Source organism: Natroniella acetigena, from assembly GCF_023227745.1.
Classification (GTDB): domain Bacteria; phylum Bacillota; class Halanaerobiia; order Halobacteroidales; family Halobacteroidaceae; genus Natroniella; species Natroniella acetigena.
This window is the reverse complement of record NZ_JALKBX010000048.1, coordinates 1-19760: the sequence shown is the minus strand read 5'-3', so window position 1 is coordinate 19760 and position 19760 is coordinate 1. Positions and strand designations below refer to the sequence as shown.

General features: G+C 33.6%; 19 protein-coding genes. 16 read left to right on the top strand and 3 right to left on the bottom strand.

Annotation, left to right across the window (positions count from 1 at the left end; all coding sequences use genetic code 11):
* Nucleotides 1-135 precede the first annotated feature (135 nt).
* A complete protein-coding gene (locus MWH25_RS09930) occupies nt 136-564 on the bottom strand; it encodes a transposase (RefSeq protein WP_248627500.1) in 429 nt (142 codons plus the stop codon).
* A gap of 281 nt (nt 565-845) precedes the next feature.
* Here MWH25_RS09930 and MWH25_RS09925 point away from each other — a divergent pair, with 281 nt between their 5' ends.
* The 4 genes from MWH25_RS09925 (at nt 846) to MWH25_RS09910 (ending at nt 4545) form a co-directional block, all read left to right on the top strand.
* Nucleotides 846-1118 (top strand): hypothetical protein, encoded by a 273-nt coding sequence (locus tag MWH25_RS09925; RefSeq protein ID WP_248627498.1) that lies wholly within the window; start codon nt 846-848, stop codon nt 1116-1118.
* Between the two features lie 398 nt (nt 1119-1516).
* A complete protein-coding gene (locus MWH25_RS09920) occupies nt 1517-3100 on the top strand; it encodes a methyl-accepting chemotaxis protein (protein WP_248627497.1) in 1584 nt (527 codons plus the stop codon).
* 166 nt (nt 3101-3266) lie between these two features.
* The gene (locus tag MWH25_RS09915) at nt 3267-4151 is read left to right on the top strand and encodes a glucodextranase DOMON-like domain-containing protein (protein WP_248627496.1); all 885 of its coding nucleotides are present in this window, start codon (nt 3267-3269) and stop codon (nt 4149-4151) included.
* A gap of 76 nt (nt 4152-4227) precedes the next feature.
* A complete protein-coding gene (locus tag MWH25_RS09910) occupies nt 4228-4545 on the top strand; it encodes a carbohydrate-binding protein (protein ID WP_248627495.1) in 318 nt (105 codons plus the stop codon).
* 65 nt (nt 4546-4610) lie between these two features.
* Here the strand turns inward: MWH25_RS09910 and MWH25_RS09905 are convergent, their stop codons facing one another.
* Both MWH25_RS09905 and MWH25_RS09900 read right to left on the bottom strand, forming a co-directional pair.
* On the bottom strand, nt 4611-5387 hold the full coding sequence (locus MWH25_RS09905) for a DUF4912 domain-containing protein (protein WP_248627494.1): 777 nt from the start codon (nt 5385-5387) through the stop codon (nt 4611-4613).
* Nucleotides 5387-7003, bottom strand: coding sequence for a glycoside hydrolase family 57 protein (locus MWH25_RS09900; RefSeq protein WP_248627493.1), 1617 nt, complete (start codon nt 7001-7003; stop codon nt 5387-5389). The genes MWH25_RS09905 and MWH25_RS09900 overlap by 1 nt, the downstream gene beginning before the upstream one ends.
* A 334-nt stretch (nt 7004-7337) precedes the next feature.
* Between MWH25_RS09900 and MWH25_RS09895 the strand changes: the two genes are divergently transcribed.
* The 12 genes from MWH25_RS09895 (at nt 7338) to tpiA (ending at nt 19618) form a co-directional block, all read left to right on the top strand.
* Nucleotides 7338-8540 carry a glycosyltransferase family 4 protein gene (locus MWH25_RS09895; RefSeq protein WP_248627492.1) on the top strand — a complete coding sequence of 401 codons (1203 nt, stop codon included), beginning with the start codon at nt 7338-7340 and terminating at the stop codon, nt 8538-8540.
* Between the two features lie 445 nt (nt 8541-8985).
* Nucleotides 8986-9882, top strand: coding sequence for an LTA synthase family protein (locus tag MWH25_RS09890; protein ID WP_248627491.1), 897 nt, complete (start codon nt 8986-8988; stop codon nt 9880-9882).
* Between the two features lie 27 nt (nt 9883-9909).
* On the top strand, nt 9910-10650 hold the full coding sequence (locus MWH25_RS09885; protein ID WP_248627499.1) for a phosphatase: 741 nt from the start codon (nt 9910-9912) through the stop codon (nt 10648-10650).
* A 45-nt stretch (nt 10651-10695) separates the two neighbouring features.
* Nucleotides 10696-11427, top strand: a complete 732-nt coding sequence (locus MWH25_RS09880) for a PHP domain-containing protein (RefSeq protein WP_248627490.1) — start codon at nt 10696-10698, stop codon at nt 11425-11427.
* A 246-nt stretch (nt 11428-11673) separates the two neighbouring features.
* Nucleotides 11674-12537: an RNase adapter RapZ gene (gene rapZ, locus MWH25_RS09875; RefSeq protein WP_248627489.1), complete on the top strand. Its 864-nt coding sequence runs from the start codon at nt 11674-11676 to the stop codon at nt 12535-12537.
* A gap of 11 nt (nt 12538-12548) precedes the next feature.
* Nucleotides 12549-13847, top strand: coding sequence for a gluconeogenesis factor YvcK family protein (locus MWH25_RS09870; protein ID WP_248627488.1), 1299 nt, complete (start codon nt 12549-12551; stop codon nt 13845-13847).
* A 21-nt stretch (nt 13848-13868) separates the two neighbouring features.
* On the top strand, nt 13869-14804 hold the full coding sequence (whiA, locus tag MWH25_RS09865) for a DNA-binding protein WhiA (protein WP_248627487.1): 936 nt from the start codon (nt 13869-13871) through the stop codon (nt 14802-14804).
* A gap of 79 nt (nt 14805-14883) precedes the next feature.
* Nucleotides 14884-15138, top strand: a complete 255-nt coding sequence (locus MWH25_RS09860) for a hypothetical protein (protein ID WP_248627486.1) — start codon at nt 14884-14886, stop codon at nt 15136-15138.
* Between the two features lie 124 nt (nt 15139-15262).
* Nucleotides 15263-16282, top strand: coding sequence for a sugar-binding transcriptional regulator (locus MWH25_RS09855; protein ID WP_248627485.1), 1020 nt, complete (start codon nt 15263-15265; stop codon nt 16280-16282).
* A 45-nt stretch (nt 16283-16327) separates the two neighbouring features.
* A complete protein-coding gene (gene gap, locus MWH25_RS09850; protein ID WP_248627484.1) occupies nt 16328-17323 on the top strand; it encodes a type I glyceraldehyde-3-phosphate dehydrogenase in 996 nt (331 codons plus the stop codon).
* A 215-nt stretch (nt 17324-17538) separates the two neighbouring features.
* A complete protein-coding gene (locus MWH25_RS09845; protein ID WP_248627483.1) occupies nt 17539-18723 on the top strand; it encodes a phosphoglycerate kinase in 1185 nt (394 codons plus the stop codon).
* Between the two features lie 142 nt (nt 18724-18865).
* A complete protein-coding gene (gene tpiA / locus MWH25_RS09840; protein ID WP_248627482.1) occupies nt 18866-19618 on the top strand; it encodes a triose-phosphate isomerase in 753 nt (250 codons plus the stop codon).
* Nucleotides 19619-19760 lie beyond the last annotated feature (142 nt).

Here is a 19760-nt window from a genome sequence, read left to right as displayed (position 1 = left end):
TTTTAGCCCTCTCGAAACTGATTTTGAAGTTTATTGGTTGCAGATTTTAATTTTAAAAGTGAAACTATATATCAATTTAGCTTCATCTTAAAGTTGAATATATATTAATTACACCACTGTATCACCTTTTGTATACTATGCATCACAGATAAGAGTAATATCTTTATCACTCAATAATCTTAGAACGTTATCTATTAGCTTTTGAGCAATAGTCAGTTTACTCTTATCTTTTTTATATAATTTAAATCCAATTGGGATTGTTTTATATTCAAGACCATCCTCCGATTGAGAAATAGGTATAGATATAGATAAACAAACGAAAGTGTTACATTTCAAGTAATTACTACCATTACGCCTAACATGATCAAAAAAGTTATTATGACCAGCGAATTTATTACCGAATTTCTCTTGAAGAGTGTCATCAATAATTAGAAATACTTTTTCATCTCTTAGTTCTTCTGGGATAATATCTAAAAGTAGACTTACTGTTCTTTTCATCATCTTCCCTAAGCTCCATTTGCTATATGAGAAAAAGTAGTATAATGAATTTAGACTACTATTCATATGCTTAGAGATAAAATTATTCCAGATAAATCTGAGAGAATGGATTTTCTCAAAGCTCATAATAGAAATTATAACCTAAAATAACATTTTAAAAGTCTTCTTTGTGAAAAGATAACGACAATTATTAGCAAATTTTTTGATGATAGAGTAGATACTATTTTGATTATTTGATATAATATTCATGCGACTGATTCTCCTTTCTTGATTCTTCTTGGTCGGAGATCTTATCTTAAAAAGGAGATTGGTCGCATTTTTTATTTTTTATTTAGATTTTTTGTAAAGTGGTGATTGCATATAAGTTAGAACAACAAATTAAAGAGATTAAAAACAATCCTAAAGCAAAAGAGGTAAATAAATTAAATTTAATGATTTTAGGGATGCAAAATTACTACTCAATGGCTACAGATATTAATTTATATTTTAATGAAATTGCCTTTACAGTCAATAGAGCCTTAGAAAACAGGTTACGAGCTCATTTTCTGAAAGAAGCTATAAATCTAAAATTTATCAAAAATATTATAGTAAATACAACAATAGAATTACGGTTTATCTAAATGAAAAAGCTTTGAGTAAGCTTAATAAGTTTCATTCAATGTTAGGAAATGGTGGAATCAAAGTAGTTTAGAACTAGATGAAACGCTAGGTGAGTTTGAAAATCTCATGCCTAGTGTGGAGTAGGGGAAAAAGCGGAGATAATATCAAAGTTTTACCTATACTATATATCTAGTGGCAGAGCATAAATGCAGGCTTGGGATGACTTATGAAATTTAGGTTGCATTAAATTAGGTTGCAGAGCATTAATAGGACGTTGTATGTCCAGCGAAGCTAGATATATCCAATGGGTGAAAGTCCAATCAAGGTAAAAACCAAAGCCTTGTAGAACTAATGGTAATGTGGAGAGAAGTCAAAATTATGAATAAGTTAATTATAACTATGAAGGGTGATTAAAACAATGAATAAGATTTTATCAAAATTCAAAAAGTTATCAATTAAGCTCAAACTACTAATATTATTTTTATTTTCTATTATAATTTTAGGAGTTTTAACTTTATTTGCTATTAGAATCATTGTTGTCAATCAAGCTCAAGAAGTAGCAGTAGAAAAAGCAAGAACTGATTTACAGACTGCTTATTATGTTATTGATGCTAAATATCCAGGTGATTGGAGCTTAGAAGGTGATAAGTTGTATAAAGGTGATATATTAATGAATGAAAATTTTGAAATAGTTGATTATATTGGTGAATTAACTGATAATACAGTTAGTATTTTTGCTGATGATACAAGAGTAACAACTAATGTAATAGCTGACGGAGAGCGAGCTGTGGGAATTGTTATATCAGATGAGGTAGGTCAAGTTGTATTAGAAGAAGGGGAAAATTTCTACGGGGAGGCTGATGTTGTAGGACACAGTTATCAAACTGCTTATACTCCTATTAAGGATGCTCAAGGAGAAATTATAGGAATTTGGTATATAGGGGCTCCACAAGAATTTATTGATTCAATGGTTAGAAACATCTTTATTTCTGTTTTAGTAGTTATGTCATTACTTTCACTTTTATTATTTATAGGGATTAATATTATGAGTGACAAAATAGTTAATCCGATTTTAAAAGTTGTAGATTTTACAAGAGAAATTTCTGAAGGTAACTTAAATGTAGAGGTTGATATTGAGGCTGAAGATGAAACAGGAAAAATGGTAGAAGCAATAAACAAGATGAAAAATAAAATCAAAGATATGATAATTCAAATTCGTAATTCAATAGAAAATGTTTCAGCTTATAGTGAAGAATTATCAGCTAGTGCCCAAGAAGGTAATGCTAGTATAGAAGCAACAAATGGATTAATTCAAGAAATGTCAGCAGGAATCGAAGAGATTTCAGCAAGTGCTCAGGAAGTTGCTAGTTTTTCTCAACAGGCTAATTCACAGACTAATATAGGCAGTCAAAATATAGAAGAAACAGTTAATAGTATTAAAGAGATAAATATAGTAGTTACTGAAACTGTGAAGGTAATCAATAAATTAGATAAAAATTCAGAAGAAATAGGACGGATAGTTGATTTAATAACTAATATTGCAGAACAGACTAATCTTCTTGCTTTAAATGCTGCTATTGAAGCAGCTAGAGCTGGGGAACATGGACAAGGTTTTGCTGTTGTAGCAGAAGAAATAAGACAGTTGGCAAGCGAAACGTCTAAGGCGACTGGTGAAATTTCTGATTTAGTTAATAAAACTCAGAAACAATCTAAAAAGGGAATAGAAAAAGTAAAAGAGGTTGAGATTAAAGCTAAAAAAGGAAGAAAAATAGCAGTAGAAACAGGTAATGTATTTAATAGTATCAAAAATGCAGTAGAAGAAACATCAATTCAGATAGAACAAACTGCTAACTCTACTAATCATTTAGCAGAAAATAGTGATAAAGTAATAAATGCAACAGAAGATATAAGTAGTATGTCTGATGAAGTTACTCACTCATCACAAGAATTAGCTGAAATGGCTCAAGAGTTACAAAAATTGATAGAACAATTCAAAGTATAAAGTTTAAATTATACAAGGTTTTACAGAATTAATAAAAAAGTTGAATATATATTAATTAGTTAACTCCGTTTAAATTATTTAAACGGAGTTTTTAAATTATGGTAATAATATTCCCTTGCTTTATTTCATAACAATAGATAAGAGAATTTCTAAAGGGGAGGTTTTAATGAAAAGGATTACAGGAATATTATTTCTTAGCTTAAGTATATTATTAATTGGAATTTCTGTTCAAGCAGGGAATAATGTTATCTTTGAAATGGAAGATTCAATTGGTGATGAATATGGACCAGGGAGTTATCTATATCCTAAAAGTGAACAATTTGAACCATATCAGGGTTTGTTTGATTTGACTTATTTCAGAGTGGAAGAAGAAGATAATAATTATAATTTTTATTTTAAATTTGTAGAGTTGACCAATCCTTGGCATGCTAAATATGGCTTTAGCCATCAGTTGGTCCAGGTTTATATTGACAATCAAGATGGAGGAAGGACAGATACCTTTAAACCTGGGGCCAATGTTCAATTTGAAGAAGCACATCCTTGGAATAAATTGCTCAAGATCACTGGTTGGTCATTGGAGATTTTTGATCATCGGGCTGATGTTGAAGTAGATGGAAGGGTTGAGGAAGGAAATATAGCAGTGTTAGATGATAATCAAACGATTAAAGTTACTATTCCCCAACAGAAATTAGGTGACTTAGAAAAAGCACATTATTATGTTTTGGTAGGCTCATTAGATGGCTTTGGTTATGATAATTATCGGGAAGTACAAAAAGAGCCAACTGGCTGGAAGTTTGGAGGAGGAACTAATACTGATTTAAATCCGAATGTTTTGGATATTTTAGTACCTGAAGGAATGGAGCAAAAAGAGATTCTAGGAAGCTTTGATGTAGAAGAACAGCAGTTGGCTACTATTAAAGCTGTTGGCCCATCTTTAGATTTACATTTTAAATTTATTATTATTTTTGGGTTTGTAATCATATTATTATTGTCGTTAATTGGAGTATTGATTAAATTTATATTAAATAAAGTAGCTGAACGGAGTAGCTAATAACAAAAATTGTCTATTATAAGATAATGATTATTGTAAATACTATAGGTAAATACTATTAAAGGAGGGCGTTAAGTTGGAGCATTCAGAAGTAGTGGTAAACCCAACACCAATTAGTGCTGGAGAGAAAGTGACAGTTAATTATAAAGGATTGTTAACAGATGAAGGAGCAAACGAAGTTTATTTGCATGCTGGGGTTGGTTATAATGATAATTGGCGTGAGATAACAGATATTAAAATGGAACCTAATTCTACAGGAGAATGGAGTGCTCAATTAAGAGTCAATACTACTGAACGATTAAATTTTTGCTTCAAAGACTCAGCAGAAAACTGGGATAATAATAATGGGCATAACTGGAGTTTTGAAGTTCATAATGGTCAACAATATAGCTAAAAAAATAAAGGGCTTTCGAACTTAAGTTCGAAAGCCCTTTATTTTTTTATATTGACTGTAATTAGTTAATCATTTTTGACTAGAGTAGAGGAAGAAGTGTTTGAAATTTCATGATTAGATTCTAAAGAGGCATTGGGTTGATAAGCAACATATTCTTTTTGATGATCAACAACCTCCATCCATAACTCACCATATTCAAATTCAGGTTGATCAGTAGGGATTAAGATTGAATTTGATCTTGCTAAAGAGATAAACAGGTGCCCATCTGTTAGTAAACCAATCTCTGCATAATATTTGTGGTTTTTATTTGGTACTTCAATATACCAATTATCAGTAGTAGGTGAAATTTCTATATCGAAATAATTATCAACTACTCCTTCTAACCCTACTGTAAGATCATAAATCCTAAGGGTTGGTCGACCCTCCCCTGAATCTAAGCCTGATACATTCCAATAAGCATGAATTGATTCTGGAGATTGAGTCAATATTACTAATCTGTTATTACAGATATCTTCCCTAAGATCATCTAATGTTTCTTGAGCTAGGGGCGGAATATTTATATAAGCATCAGAAGGGAGACGAATAAAGTCTTCTGCTTGTTGATCAATACCTTTTCTCCAGTAGTGACTAATTAAGTTGTCAAATTCAAAATCAGCATCAAGATTAGTTAATTCTTCTCCAGTTTCTAGATCATAATTTAACCTATTTAAGTCTGTTTGTGAGTCAGTCCGTTGTTGATTCAATTCAGGTTTTTCTTCTGGATCATCCCTTTCAAGCCACAGGAAGTAAAAGATTACTCCACTGATTACAATAGCAATTAAAGAATAGATTAATAGTAACATCAAATAGTCACCTCTTTATAATTAGCATTCTCATTACTTTGATAAATTTTATAGCCTAAGTTTGGAAATAGATTGTTTTTAGCCTCTAACTGTTTTAAATAGTCGTTATTGATCCTACTTTGTTGCAACTGTTGATAAAGCTTTTCGAAGTTTTCAAAGTGCTGATTAAGGCGTCTAGTGGCATACTCTGTCATTGTATCTGTCTTTAAGATGAATGCCCAATCACTACTTTGGGCCAACAATAATTCCCTAGCAAGCTGATTAAGTGTTCTTTCTTCCAGTTGATTAGGATTGGTTACTTTGTTAGCTAAATTAATCATTTTTTCAGTCATCTGATGGAGTTGAGGATAAATCCAATCATTAGTTTGATTTAACCAAACTTGGTTATATCCTTCATCACCCCAACTTGATTGTGAGGGAGTTGCAACTTGATTAATTGGATATTTATCTAAATATTGACTAGGGGTGCTTAATGCGATCTCTTGTTGATCACAAGCTATTTTTCTGATTAAGAATTCCAACCAAGTTGGCCCTTCATACCACCAATGTCCAAATAGCTCTGCATCGTAAGGTGAAATAATGATTGGAGTTCTGTCCATTCGTTGGTTAAGATATTCTGCTTGAACTTGGCGATTAAAGAGGAAGTTTCCAGCGTGAATAGCAGCCTTTTCTTTGGCCCAATGAGGTTTATAGAGTTCTTTATGGCTACCTTCACCAGTAATTCTATAATATTTGATACCAGTCTGTTTTCTAAAGCCTTCAGGATGAAGATGTGGCTTTATATAATCATAGTCTAAATCATAGCCAATATCACGATAAAATTCACGATAATCATAATCACCAGGATAGCCTTCTGTAGCACTCCAGACTTGCTTGGAAGACTCTAAATCTCTAGCAAAAGCCGCTACTCCAGAAGGGCAATAGATAGGAGCAAAATTGGCATAATGTGGTTTAGGTTTTGCATTTAAGATACCATGACTATCAGTAAAGAAGTAGCGAATTCCCTCTTCCCATAAGAATTGATCTTGTTCAGGATAATAACCACATTCTGGAATCCAAATTCCTGCTGGTTTACGATCAAAATGTTGTTGATAAGTCTTAATTCCTAGTTTAATTTGAGCTTTAACAGCTTCAGGATACAACTTAATCAAAGGTAGATAGCCATGAGTAGCAGGGCAAGTAATTATTTCTAGTACGCCAAGATCCTGAAATTGTTTAAAGGCAGTGATTAAATTGCCATCATTAGCTCTCCAAACTTTTTTAGCTTCTAAGAAAGTTTGCTGATACATTTCGGCCAAATGATGCAGTTCTGAATTGTTTTTAGTTCTACTTAGTTCCTTAGTACTAAGCTTAATTAAATTATCCAAATAATCTAGATAACGCTGTTGGAGTAGATCATCTGTCAGCATAGAGATTAAAGTTGGAGATAGTGAAAGCGTAAGGTTAAAGTTGATTCCATCTTGAATAAGATTTGAAAATATTTTGATTAACGGAATATAAGTTTCAGTGGTTGCTTCATAAAGCCATTCTTCCTCTAGGACATGTTTGTCTTCTGGATGTCGGACGTACGGCAAATGAGCGTGTAAAATTATAGCTAGTAATCCATTTTTATTCATTGATTCACCTCCAATTATAAGGATTACTTTTATTAATATGCTAAACTTAAAGTTAAGATATTCATCTTATTGTGAATAAAAAAAGGTAACTAGGTAAATTTATAATTAAAGAGCATATGTATCTACGAGTTAACTTAAGCTAAGTTTTCGTATTACGATTACTATATTATAGATTTGAAGTAAAATTTTATTGCAATATAATATGTCAGTTGTCTGTGAGAGTGTGGGTGAGGTTTAAAACCATGAGAGTTATTGTAGATTTTTTAATGTTTTGGTTTATCTTTGGAGTTTAATTGTAAATTGTACATTATCAATTGAAATTGGAGGGAAAGAAATGAAAATATTAGTCTTGTCTTGGGAATACCCACCATATAGCAAGGGAGGATTGGCCAGTCATTTATATGATTTATTGCCTGAATTGTCTAAGGTAGGGATTGAAATTTATTTAGTGACACAAGGAACAGAAGATACACCACAGTATGAGCAAAAAAATGGAATACATGTTTATCGAGTTTATACCCCTAAAATCTCTACCCCTGATTTTTCTTCATGGGTTATGCTGCTCAATTATAAATTGCTTGAAAAAGCAATTTCAGTTGTTAATAATAATCAAATTGATCTAATTCATAGTCATGATTGGTTAGTAACCTTTGCTAGTCAAACCCTGAAACATACTTATGCTTTACCACTAGTAACGACTATCCATGCTACTGAAGTTGGTAGAAATCATGGTATCCATAATGAAGAGCAAAAATATATCAATGACATTGAATGGTGGACAACCTATGAAGCTTGGGAAGTAATCTGTTGTAGTGATTATATGAAAAGTGAGGTAACGGGGCATTTTTCTTTGCCTCAAGACAAGGTTAAAGTTATTAGAAATGGTGTTAAAGAAGAGAACTTTTCTGCTCAATATGACGGTAACTTTAGGACCAATTTTGCTCATCCTGAAGAGAATATTGTCTTCTTTATTGGCAGGTTAGTGCAAGAGAAAGGAGTCCAAGTTTTATTAGAGGCTGTACCACAAATCTTAAAGTATAGTCCACAGACTAAATTTATTATTGCTGGGAATGGACCAAAAGAGGATGATTTGAAGAGCCAAGCTAGAAGGTTAGGAATTGCCCAACACGTTTATTTTACCGGTTATGCTCGAGAAAAACTAAGAAATTCTTTGTATCAAATAGCAGATGTAGCTGTCTTCCCTAGTTTATATGAGCCATTTGGGATTGTTGCTTTAGAAGCAATGATCACTAAGACTCCATTAGTAGGTTCGGATGTGGGTGGACTAGGAGAGATAATTGAACATCGTCGTAATGGATTGAAGACTTATCCAGATGATAGTAAATCTTTAGCGTCAAATATACTTAAAATTCTATATGATGAAGCACTGACTAAGAATATGGTCGCTAATGCTTATCAAGAAGCGAAAGAGGATTATAACTGGACCAGTATTGCTGAGCAGACTGTAGAGGTCTATCGTGGGGTCTTAGCAGAGTATGAAACTAGTGATTGGGATGAAGAAGAGATTGTGATGTGATCTTTAACAGAATAGAATTTTCTTTAAAGGGAGATTTTATATCTCTCTTTTTTAATTTTAGGGATTTATTACAATTATGTGTCACTTTGTGACACATAATTGAGTTGACAGTGTACAGTGAACAGTTTACAGTTAAGATCAAAACCTTAAAAAATTAAGACCTCTGAAATGCCTTATGTTCGCAGGTTTAGAGTGATTTTGATTTAAGTTTTTAATGGTTTTCCTTCGGGTTTTTTAAACCCTTCGTGATGAAAAAATCTGCTTTTAGATTTTTTCTATCCACTGTCAACCATCAACTGTAAACTGTACACTGATATATAGTGGCAAAGTGCCACTATATATCAATACAATGTAATTTAAAAAGAAGGATAATGTAACTAATTATGGAAACAATAATTAGAAGAAATAAATAGTAAAGGAGTGAGTAAGGATATTCAACTTAATATTGGCTTTGTTAATTACTGGTTTAGTTTATGCTAGACGGCAACTTGATTTTAGAGGGAAGGTTTTATTTCATCCGATTGTGTTGGCCCCGCTGGTAGGTAGCTTGTTAGGGTCTGAAGGTTTTAGTACAGGAATTACTATTGGAGTTATAGTAGAGTTGATTTGGGGAAGTAATTTAGTTGATTACAATGCTGGCTTTAAATATGGTTTACTAGTAAGTTTATTAGCTGTTACTTTAACTATTTTATCAGGAAATATAAGTTTGGTTTTAAATTTAAGTTTAGTCGTGATTTTATCATTTGCTTTTCAGGAAACATTTGAATTTTTAGAAGGGACTAAATATTTTGTTTTGGTTCTGTTAATGTTTAACCTATTGATCTTATTTAGTGTACCAGTGGTGCAGGGATTACTAGGAGCAACACCAGTTCAATTTTTATCTGAACTGTCAATTATTGCTGGATTATTTCCTGTTGTTGGATTAGCTATATTTTTAATTCAAGGGCTTAAGCCGCTCTTTCACCGAGATAATATTTGGTATTATTCTTATGCATTGGCTACTATAATTACATCTATTTTAGTGTATAATAATTATTATTGGGGGTTATTACTATTTCCAATAGTTTGGTATGGCTTATATTATTTATGGAATAGAACTAATATCTTGGAGCTTAAGGATTACTTTAGATTTGCTTTAATTGGTTTGGTTGTATTGACTACCCCATTAATTTTAAACTTTAATAGTCTTTATAGTACAAGCAATTTACAACATATACTTTGGGCAGAAGCTTTATTGGCCGTTTTTGCTGTATTAAGGTTATTTAAATTAACAGGAATTGAAGGATACTTTATTTTAGCTTTAGTAGGTATTGTAGGAGCAAGATTGGGTATTTTCATTTAATTAAGATAGAGGGGGGCAGAGGGATTGATGAATTTAGTAGCTGATTTACATACTCATACGATTGCTAGTGGTCATGCTTATTCTACTGTTAAGGAGATGGCAGCAGGAGCTAAACAGAATGGGATTGAGGTAATGGCCATCACAGATCACGGGCCAAATATGCCTGGTGGGTCTCACCTTTATCATTTTGGTAATTTAAGAGTTGTTCCAAATGAAATAGAAGGGATTAGAATCATTAAAGGAGTAGAAGCTAACATATTCGATGGATTGGGTCAATTGGATTTACCGGTTGAGGTGTTGGCTAATCTAGATCTTGTATTGGCTGGTTTTCATGTCGGGGCTGGCTATAACCCCCGCAGTAAAGAAGAAAATACTGCGGCAATGATTAATACAATGCGTAATCCGTTAGTAGATATTATAGTTCATCCTGGGAACCCAGAATATGAAGTTGAAATTAATGAGGTGCTACAAGCTGCCAAAGAAGAGCAGACTCTGTTGGAGATAAATAATAGTTCTTATTATAGTCGACCAGGTAGTAAAGAAAGATGTTTAGAAATTGCTAAGAAGGCTAAGGAGATAGGCGTTAAACTTTCGCTAGGAACTGATGCTCATTATTTTGAGCAGGTTGGCAAGTTTGATTTAGCATTAGAGTTAGTTAAGAAGGCAGAATTGACAGCAGATGATATCTTAAATACTTCTGTACAGCAAGTGTTGGATTTTGTGGCTGCTAAACGAAAAGTGAAGGAGAGTCTGTTAGACAGAAATTAGTATTTATTTGTTGAGGTAGGATAAAATATTATTGGGGTGAATGTGATGCGGTTGAATGCTGATTACCATACTCATACTATCTATAGTCATGGGAAAGGGAGTATTAGAGAGAATATAGAGGTAGCAATCACAAAGGGTTTAGAAAGGGTAGCTATTTCTGATCATGGGCCAGCCTGTTATGGTTTTGGGGTTGAGGATGCTGCTAGCTTTTTAGAGATAAAAAGGGAAGTAGATAAGTATGATCGGTTATATCCAGAGATTAAGGTTTTGACTGGAGTCGAAGCAAATGTGATCAGTTTAGATGGTAGGTTGGATTTACCACGATTTATTTTAGAAGAGTTGGATGTTGTATTGGTAGGGTTGCATTTACCGATTAAGCCAGCAAGTTGGCAAGATGGAGTAGGGATTATCTTTAATAATGTAATTATTGATAAATTAGGATTAAAATCAACTGAAATCAGAGAGAAGAATACTGATGCTTTAATTAATGCTCTGCATAATTATAAAATAGATATTATTACTCATCCAGGTTATCGGATCAATATTGATACTCGGAGGTTGGCCCGTGAAGCAGCTAAAACCGATACTGTTTTAGAAATAAATGCTAGTCATGGTTATTTAAGTGAGGAGTTTGTAAAGGTTGCAGCTACTGAAAATGTAAAATTCAGTCTGGGTAGTGATGCTCATAAACCAGTTGATGTAGGAGAAGTCGATTCTGCCTTACAAGTGGCTAAAAATTCTGGATTGATCATAGAAGATATTGTTAATGTTGTTTAAAACACCAAAAAATTAATATTACTAAAATGACAGATATAAGTTGTTGGTTTATTAAACAAGAAATTAGTGGTATAATTAAGGATAAGTCGAATAAAAGCAATTTACAATGTACGATTGACAATTAAGATCAAGTTCTAGTTAAAAACAGATGCTCTTTATACTTTATAATTATGTATTGTACCAATAGAATTGAATTCAACTATCAACTATCAATTGTCAATTATTAATTAAAATGGGAGGGACCAGATGAAGGAACAGCTTGATTTTGTAATTATTACTGGAATGTCAGGAGCAGGTAAATCAGAGACGGTTAAAATATTTGAAGATGTTGGTTTTTTTTGTGTTGATAATCTACCGCCTGCTTTGATCTCTAAGTTTGCAGAGTTATGTCGACAGTCAAAGGGAGAAATAAATCAAGTAGCTTTAGTGGTTGATATTAGAGGTGGAGATTTTTTTGATAATCTATTTGCTGAATTGGCCAAGTTAGAAAATATTATTACCAATTATAGAATTTTGTTTTTAGAGGCAGAGACAGAAACTTTGATTAATAGATTTAAGAAGACGAGACGGCGTCATCCGTTGGCCCAGCAAGGAAGAATTTTAGAAGCGATTAATCTAGAACGTGAAAGATTAGAAAGGATAAGAGGGAAAGCTGATAAAATTATCGATACTACTAATTTGACTCCTAAGGAACTCAAGAAGAGGATACAAGAAGATTTTATTGAAAAAAAGAATGAGAAGCAGTTGAATCTATCAGTTTTATCCTTTGGTTTTAAATATGGAGTACCATTGGATTCTGATTTAATGTTCGATGTTAGGTTTTTGCCTAATCCACACTATGTTGATTCATTAAGACCATTAACTGGAGAAGATAAAAGAGTACAAGATTATGTATTAAAATGGCCGATTACTCAAAAATTTAAATATAAATTATTTGACATGATCAAATTCTTAATACCCCAATATATTAAAGAAGGAAAGTCGCATTTAATGATTGCTGTAGGTTGTACAGGTGGTAAACATCGTTCCGTTACTTTAGCTGAAAAGCTATACCAAGAGTTAAAAAATGAATATAATGTATTAATTGAGCATCGTGATTCTAATAAATAGGAGTGTGATGGATGAAGGGATTTAAATGGTTTTATCCTGGTTTGAAATTTAAAAGATGGTTGTTTATAATTACAATTGGAGTTGTATTGGTTGGGATTGGAGTAGGAATAGTTGTTAGTTTTCAATCTCTAAGTCTAGTTGAAGGTTTAGTAATTAATTTTTTAAATGATTTAGTCGGTGATTTAGCTGATTTAATCCACAAATTAATTGGAATTAGTTTAATTGTAGGAGGCATCTTGATAGTTTTACTAGGAACTAGAAAGATGGTCGCTTCTATCTTAGAAGCTGTATTACCTGAAAGGGAAGATAATTTAGTGGAATTATTATATCAGAAGAGGTACTTAAAGAAAGGGCCAAAGATAGTTGTTGTCGGGGGTGGGACTGGGTTATCTACTATGCTACGAGGGATAAAGAAGTTTACTAATAATATTACAGCTATTGTAACTGTTGCTGATGATGGAGGAAGCTCAGGAGCTTTACGAGAACAATTAGGTATCTTACCACCAGGTGATATTAGAAATTGTTTGGTTGCTTTAGCAGATACTGAACCTTTAATGGAAAGATTATTTCAGTATCGCTTTAAGAAAGGCGATGAATTAAAAGGGCATAGCTTTGGGAATTTATTTATAGCCACTATGTCTGAATTATTAGGTGATTTTGAACAGGGAGTAAAAGAGTCAAGCAAGGTATTAGCTATTAAAGGGCAGGTTTTGCCTTCTACTCTAGAAGATTTACATTTATCTGCTAAGTTAAAAGATGGCACAATTATTACTGGTGAATCACAGATTCCTAAAGTCAAAGGTGAAATTGAAGAGGTCTTTATTGAGCCAGCTGATAGTAAACCTTTGCCTGAAGCTTTAACTGCTATTAAAGAGGCAGACGCAATTGTGTTGGGTCCTGGTAGTTTATATACTAGCATTTTACCTAATTTATTAGTCGAGGAGTTGACAACTGAGATTAAAAAGGCAGATGCTTTTAAATTATATGTCTGCAATGTAATGACCCAGCCTGGTGAAACAGATCATTATACAGCTAGTGATCATGTACAGGCATTATATGATCATGTAGGAGAACAGATAGTTGATCATGTATTGGTCAATAGTGAAGAAGTAGATCTAAGCTTGATTAAAAAGTATGCTCAAGAAGGAGCAGAACCTGTAGAGGCAGATCTGACTAGATTAAAAGAACAAGGAGTTAAGGTGCTTCATGAACCTGTAATTAGTCAGTCTAATTTGGTTAGACATGATTATGATAAATTAGCTAGAGTAATTATGGACTTAATTATTGAGGAAAAGAGTAATTATTTTTAAGCAGTAGAAGGTGGGAGAAGGATGTCATTTACAAATGAGGTTAAAAATGAAATAGCAAGACAAGAATTTGGTGCTAAGTGTTGTAGGCTAGCTGAGCTCGCAGCTTTAGTTAAGGTTAATGGAAGCTTAAGAATTGATAATCAACAATTGGCTTTGAAATTAGAAAGTAAGAATGCTGCTGTAGCAAGAAGGATTTATAGATTATTGCAAGAGCAGTTTGATTTTTTTACAGATATAATAGTTAGAAAGAAGATGTATTTAGATAAAAAAAATTATTATATTATCAGAGTACCACCTCAGCCAGGAGTCAAGGAGATTTTAATTGAATGTGGTTTAATTACAGATACGTATCAACTTAAGCCTCAGATTAAAGAAGAGTTAATAGCTCAAGATTATTGTGCGAGATCTTATTTGCGTGGGGTTTTTTTAGCTGCTGGGTCGGTGAGCAATCCTGATAGCGAGTATCATTTAGAGTTAACAGTTAATTCTGAAGAATATGCTCTACAGTTACAGAAATTATGTAGAAAGTTTAAAATTGATTTAAAATATCGTTCTAAAAATGGTAGTTGTTTATTATACTTAAAAAGAGCAGACGATATTATTAAGGTAATGAATTTGATTGGTTCCGATTGGGCAGTGTTACAATTTGAAAATGCTCGTGTTTATAAGGATGTTCGTAACCGAGTTAATCGAATTGTTAATTGTGAAACGGCTAATTTAAACAAAACAGTAATTGCAGCTCAGAATCATTTAGAAGATATCGAATTGGTTGATAGGTTACAAGGATTAGATAAGTTACCAGCTAGTTTGCAGGAGATAGCAGAGTTGAGAAGGGAGAATCCTTATTCTAGTTTAAAGGAGTTAGGAGAATTATTAGATCCTCCATTGAGTAAATCGGGGGTCAATCATCGGTTGAGAAGGATTAAGAAGGCGGCTAATAAATTGAAGGGGAAGTAGTGGATAGAAAAAATCTAAGAGCGGATTTTTTCATCACGAAGGGTTCAAAGAACCCGAAGAGAGAAGTAGTCAGTAGTCAGTGGCAATAAAAAATAAAGAGCAAAAAAGCAAAGGGATTGACTTTAATAGACTACTGACATTATATATTAACAAAGCTCTAGGTGAAGTTGAGTTTTATAAAATAAAAAAGTTGTTTTTCTTGCAGGAATTATATTTTTCATCTAGAAATTTTAGGGGTGCAGTAGAGCTAATTGCTGCTCAACTTTATTTTTTATCTACTCCGGGACATATAAATACTACATGGACATATTTGTCCCGAATATTATTAAATTAATCGAATTTAGAATTAAATTGAATTTATTTAGATGTTAGTAGATTATATTTCCAGTATATAAAAAGCTGATTGTGGAGATACTAAATATTGGATATTGATTGAGATTTAACTTGGGGGATCTAGTATGGTAGATTACTTTAAATTACAACAACAGATAGCACCAGAATTGATCAAAATGATCGAAAAAAGGTATGGTATTTTAAAGAATATCTCTCGCTTGCAGCCGATTGGTCGCAGATCTTTGGCAAATAAGCTTAATTTAAGTGAAAGAACTGTCCGTAACCATTTGGTTTTCTTAAAGGAAAAGGGTTTTATTGAAGTTACTACTGCTGGTACTAAAATTACTTTTAGTGGTGAGAGAATATTGTGGCAATTGGATGGTTATATTAAAGAATTAAGAGGAACGACCGAGTTAGAGCGTCAATTAGAGCAAATTTTAGGAATAGATGTCTATATCGTCCCTAGTTGTTTAGATACTGGTCAAGATCAGGAAGAGTTAGGAAGGTTTGCTGCTGATTTTTTAAAGGATCTAATCTCAAAAGAGGATATTATTGCTGTAACTGGTGGTACTACTTTAGCTACTGTAGCCGAGATGATGGTGCCTTGCCAAGAGGAGTTAGATGTTACAGTAGTACCAGGTCGAGGTGGATTAGGGGAAGGGGTTGAAATTCAAGCAAATACTATCGGAGCCAAAATTTCAGATAAATTGGGTGGAGAGTATCATTTATTACATATACCAGATAATTTAAAAGAAGATACAATATCTAAGTTGGTTACTGAAGATTCAATTCAAGGAGTTTTAGAGCTTTCTAAACAGGCAGATGTCTTGATTCATGGGATAGGAACTGCAGAAGTAATGGCCCGAAGGAGGGGGATGCCAAGAGCAAAGATTAAGCAATTGAAGTCAGTAGGAGCTGTAGGAGAAGCTTTTGGTTATTATTTTGCTCAAGAAGGGAAGATTGTTTGCTCAACAACTAGTGTAGGATTAAAATTATCGGAACTGGTTAAGATAAAAAAAGTAATTGCTATTGCTGGAGGCAAGAGCAAGGCAAAAGCAATTTTAGCCGTTATTTCAGCTAAACATCAGGATATCTTAATTACTGATCAAGAAGCTGCTAAGGCTATTTTGGAGTTGTCAAAGTAAAGCTTTATTTTTAAATAAAACTAGAAATTATAAGGAGGAGTTAAAATGGGTAAAAGAATTGCAATTAATGGTTTTGGTCGTATTGGGAGAGGTTTTTTAAGGTTGGTTGAACAAAGAGGAGAAGATTTAGAGGTTGTTGCTATCAATGATCTGACCGATGTTGATACTTTAGCTTATCTATTAAGATATGATTCTGTACATGGTCGCTTTGATGGAGATGTAGAAGTCAATGAAGGTAACTTAGTAGTTAATGGGAAGGAAATTGCAGTTAGTGCAATTCCTAATCCTAATGAATTACCATGGGGCGAAGAAGATATTGATGTTGTGATTGAGGCTACTGGTGTATTTAGAAAGAGAGAACAAATAACACAACATTTAGAAGCTGGGGCTAAAAAGGTTCTTTTAACAGTACCAGCTAAAGATGAAATCGATAATACAATTGTACTTGGTGTCAATGATGATGACTTATCTGATGATGATAAGATTGTTTCTAATGCATCATGTACTACTAACTGTTTAGCTCCATTAGCTAAAGCTTTAAATGATGAATTTGGAATTGAGAAGGCTTTAATTACTACAGTACATGGTTATACTGCTACTCAAGCTATCTTGGATGCTCCTGCTGGTAAGCGAAGGAGAGGTAGAGCTGCTGCTGAGAATATTATACCTACTACTACTGGTGCTGCTATTGCAACTACTAAGGTATTACCTGAATTGGAAGGTAAGATAGATGGTATGGCAATGAGAGTTCCAGTTCCTAATGGTTCTTGTGTTGATGGGGTATTTACTTTAGGTAAAGATGTTACTGTAGAAGAGGTAAACGCTGCTCTAAAAAAGAAAGCTGATGGTGAAATGAATGGTATCTTAGGATATACTGAAGAAGAGCTTGTATCTCGTGATATTATGGGAATTGAAGATTCTTCTTTAGTGGATGCTGATTCTACAATGGTTGTTAATGGTAATATGGTTAAGATTATTTCTTGGTATGACAATGAGTTAAGTTATACTAATCGAGTTATTGATTTGGCACTTAAGTTGTAAGGGGGTTAATTTTAGGGTCAGATTATTTCTGACCCTAAGACAACTTCTATGTTAGTGATTGGTGACTAATAATTAGTAAAAACATAAAAACAACAACCAAGAATAATTGATAATGAATAATTAAAAATTTCAAGGTGAAGTTCTTTGATTTTAAGAGGTTTAAAGGTTTTGAATTTAATTGTACATTGTGAATTATAATGTGGAGGTGTAAATAGATGGATAAGAAAATATTAAAGGATGTAGATGTTAAGGGAAAAAAGGTGTTAGTACGGGTTGATTTTAATGTGCCTTTAGAAGAGGGAACAGTAACAGATGATACAAGAATTGAAGCTGCTTTACCGACAATCAATTATTTGCTTGAACAAGATGCCAAAGTCATCTTAATGAGCCATTTAGGACGACCGGGCGGTGAAGTTAAAGAGGAGTTAAGATTAGATCCAGTTGCACAAGTATTATCAAACAAATTAGAACAGGCAGTAATTAAGACGGATGATACTGTTGGAGATGAACCACAAGAAGCAATCTCTAGAATGGAAGCTGGAGATATATTATTACTAGAAAATATTCGCTTTAATCCTGGCGAAAAGAAGAATGATCCAGAGTTTGCTAAACAACTTGGTCAGTTAGCAGATATTTATGTCAATGATGCTTTTGGAGCTACTCATCGAGCTCATGCTTCTACGGCAGGGGTTACTGACTATGTTGATGAAGCAGTACTAGGATTTTTAATTCAAAATGAGTTAGAGACGATGGGTCAAGCGGTTAAAAATCCAGAGCAACCATTTGTAGCGATTATTGGAGGAGCAAAAGTATCTGATAAGATTGGAGTAATTGAGGCATTATTAGAAAAGGTTGATGCCTTATTGATTGGTGGCGGAATGGCTAATACCTTCATTGCTGCCCAAGGGCATGAGATTGGTGATTCTTTGTTAGAAGAAGATAAGATTGATTTAGCTAAGCAGTTGATTGAACAGGCTGAAGCTAAAGGAGTTAATTTAGCGTTACCTGTTGATGTAGTCGTTGCTGATGATTTTGCTGCTGATGCTGAACATAAGGTAGTAGCAGTTGATGCAATTGAAGCTGGTTGGCAAGCATTAGATGTTGGCCCGGAGACAATTAAAAATTACAGTGAGATTATTAATGAAGCCCAAACAATCCTGTGGAATGGACCAATGGGTGTCTTTGAAATGGATAACTTCGCTAAGGGAACCAATCAAGTTGCTCAAGCTTTAGCGGATTCTGATGCAACTACAATCATCGGTGGTGGAGACTCGGCAGCAGCAGTCAAGAAAGCTGGGCTAGAGAATGAGATGACTCATATATCCACCGGCGGAGGAGCATCGCTGCAATTCTTTGAAGGTAAGGCGTTGCCTGCAGTGGAGGCTCTAGACAATAAATAGTTGACGGTTAACGGTTGACGGTTTACAGTTGAAAGCAGTGTTGGTTTTGTTCTTAACTGTCCTACGAGTCTTATTAGACTTTTTGTGTAAAAATCACCACTGTCAACTGTAAACTGTAAACTAAAAAACGGAGGGATAAATTATGCGTAGACCATTTATTGCTGGAAACTGGAAGATGAATAAGACGGTTGATCAAGCTGTAGAGATGGTGACAGAACTAAAAGAATTAGTAGTTGGAGTTGAAGATGTAGATATTGCTATTTGTGCTCCGGCGGTTGATTTATATCCGATGAATGAAGTTGTTGCGGATACGAATATTGCTCTTGGTGCTGAAAATATGTACTGGAAAGAGAGTGGGGCTTATACTGGAGAGTTATCTCCAGCAATGATTAAATCTGTAGGATGTGAGTATGTAATTATCGGTCATTCTGAAAGAAGAGAGATCTTTGGTGAAGGAGATGAATTGTTAAACTTAAAATTAAAGACAGCGTTTGCTGAAGATTTAAAGCCGATCTTATGTATTGGAGAGAAGTTAGCAGAGAGAGAAGTAGGGGCTCATTTTGATAAGGTTGAATTCCAACTGGAAGCTGGCTTGTCAGGAATTGAAGCAGCAGATGTAAAAAATATGGTACTTGCTTATGAGCCACTATGGGCGATTGGAACTGGAGAGACTGCTACTCCAGAACAGGCGGAAGAAATAATCAGCTTTATTCGTGAAAAGATTGCTATGATGTATGATCAAGCAACAGCAGAAGCTGTACGGATCCAATATGGTGGTAGTGTCAAACCACATAATGTAAAAGAGATTATGGCTCAACCGAATATTGATGGTGCATTAGTAGGAGGGGCTAGTTTAGAGGCTGAATCCTTCTCGAAAATAGTTAAGTTTGACTAATATCGATTCAGGATGAATATTTAACAAAAATCTGTAATTATAAAGAGTAACTTTAAAGTGAAATGATATTACAATTATGGTGTGATCTGTTGCGATATGAAAAGTATCGCCTAGTATTGTGAAGACAATCTACAATAACTAA

Bases quoted from the DNA above. Each gene is read 5' to 3' on its own strand.
- MWH25_RS09915 (WP_248627496.1), top strand. From the start codon at position 3,267: ATGAAAAGGATTACAGGAATATTATTTCTTAGCTTAAGTATATTATTA.
- MWH25_RS09905 (WP_248627494.1), bottom strand. From the start codon at position 5,387: ATGTTACTATTAATCTATTCTTTAATTGCTATTGTAATCAGTGGAGTA.
- MWH25_RS09920 (WP_248627497.1), top strand. From the start codon at position 1,517: ATGAATAAGATTTTATCAAAATTCAAAAAGTTATCAATTAAGCTCAAA.
- MWH25_RS09885 (WP_248627499.1), top strand. From the start codon at position 9,910: ATGAATTTAGTAGCTGATTTACATACTCATACGATTGCTAGTGGTCAT.
- tpiA (WP_248627482.1), top strand. From the start codon at position 18,866: ATGCGTAGACCATTTATTGCTGGAAACTGGAAGATGAATAAGACGGTT.
- MWH25_RS09880 (WP_248627490.1), top strand. From the start codon at position 10,696: ATGCGGTTGAATGCTGATTACCATACTCATACTATCTATAGTCATGGG.
- MWH25_RS09870 (WP_248627488.1), top strand. From the start codon at position 12,549: ATGAAGGGATTTAAATGGTTTTATCCTGGTTTGAAATTTAAAAGATGG.
- MWH25_RS09845 (WP_248627483.1), top strand. From the start codon at position 17,539: ATGGATAAGAAAATATTAAAGGATGTAGATGTTAAGGGAAAAAAGGTG.
- gap (WP_248627484.1), top strand. From the start codon at position 16,328: ATGGGTAAAAGAATTGCAATTAATGGTTTTGGTCGTATTGGGAGAGGT.
- MWH25_RS09895 (WP_248627492.1), top strand. From the start codon at position 7,338: ATGAAAATATTAGTCTTGTCTTGGGAATACCCACCATATAGCAAGGGA.
- MWH25_RS09855 (WP_248627485.1), top strand. From the start codon at position 15,263: ATGGTAGATTACTTTAAATTACAACAACAGATAGCACCAGAATTGATC.
- MWH25_RS09900 (WP_248627493.1), bottom strand. From the start codon at position 7,003: ATGAATAAAAATGGATTACTAGCTATAATTTTACACGCTCATTTGCCG.
- whiA (WP_248627487.1), top strand. From the start codon at position 13,869: ATGTCATTTACAAATGAGGTTAAAAATGAAATAGCAAGACAAGAATTT.
- rapZ (WP_248627489.1), top strand. From the start codon at position 11,674: ATGAAGGAACAGCTTGATTTTGTAATTATTACTGGAATGTCAGGAGCA.
- MWH25_RS09930 (WP_248627500.1), bottom strand. From the start codon at position 564: ATGAATAGTAGTCTAAATTCATTATACTACTTTTTCTCATATAGCAAA.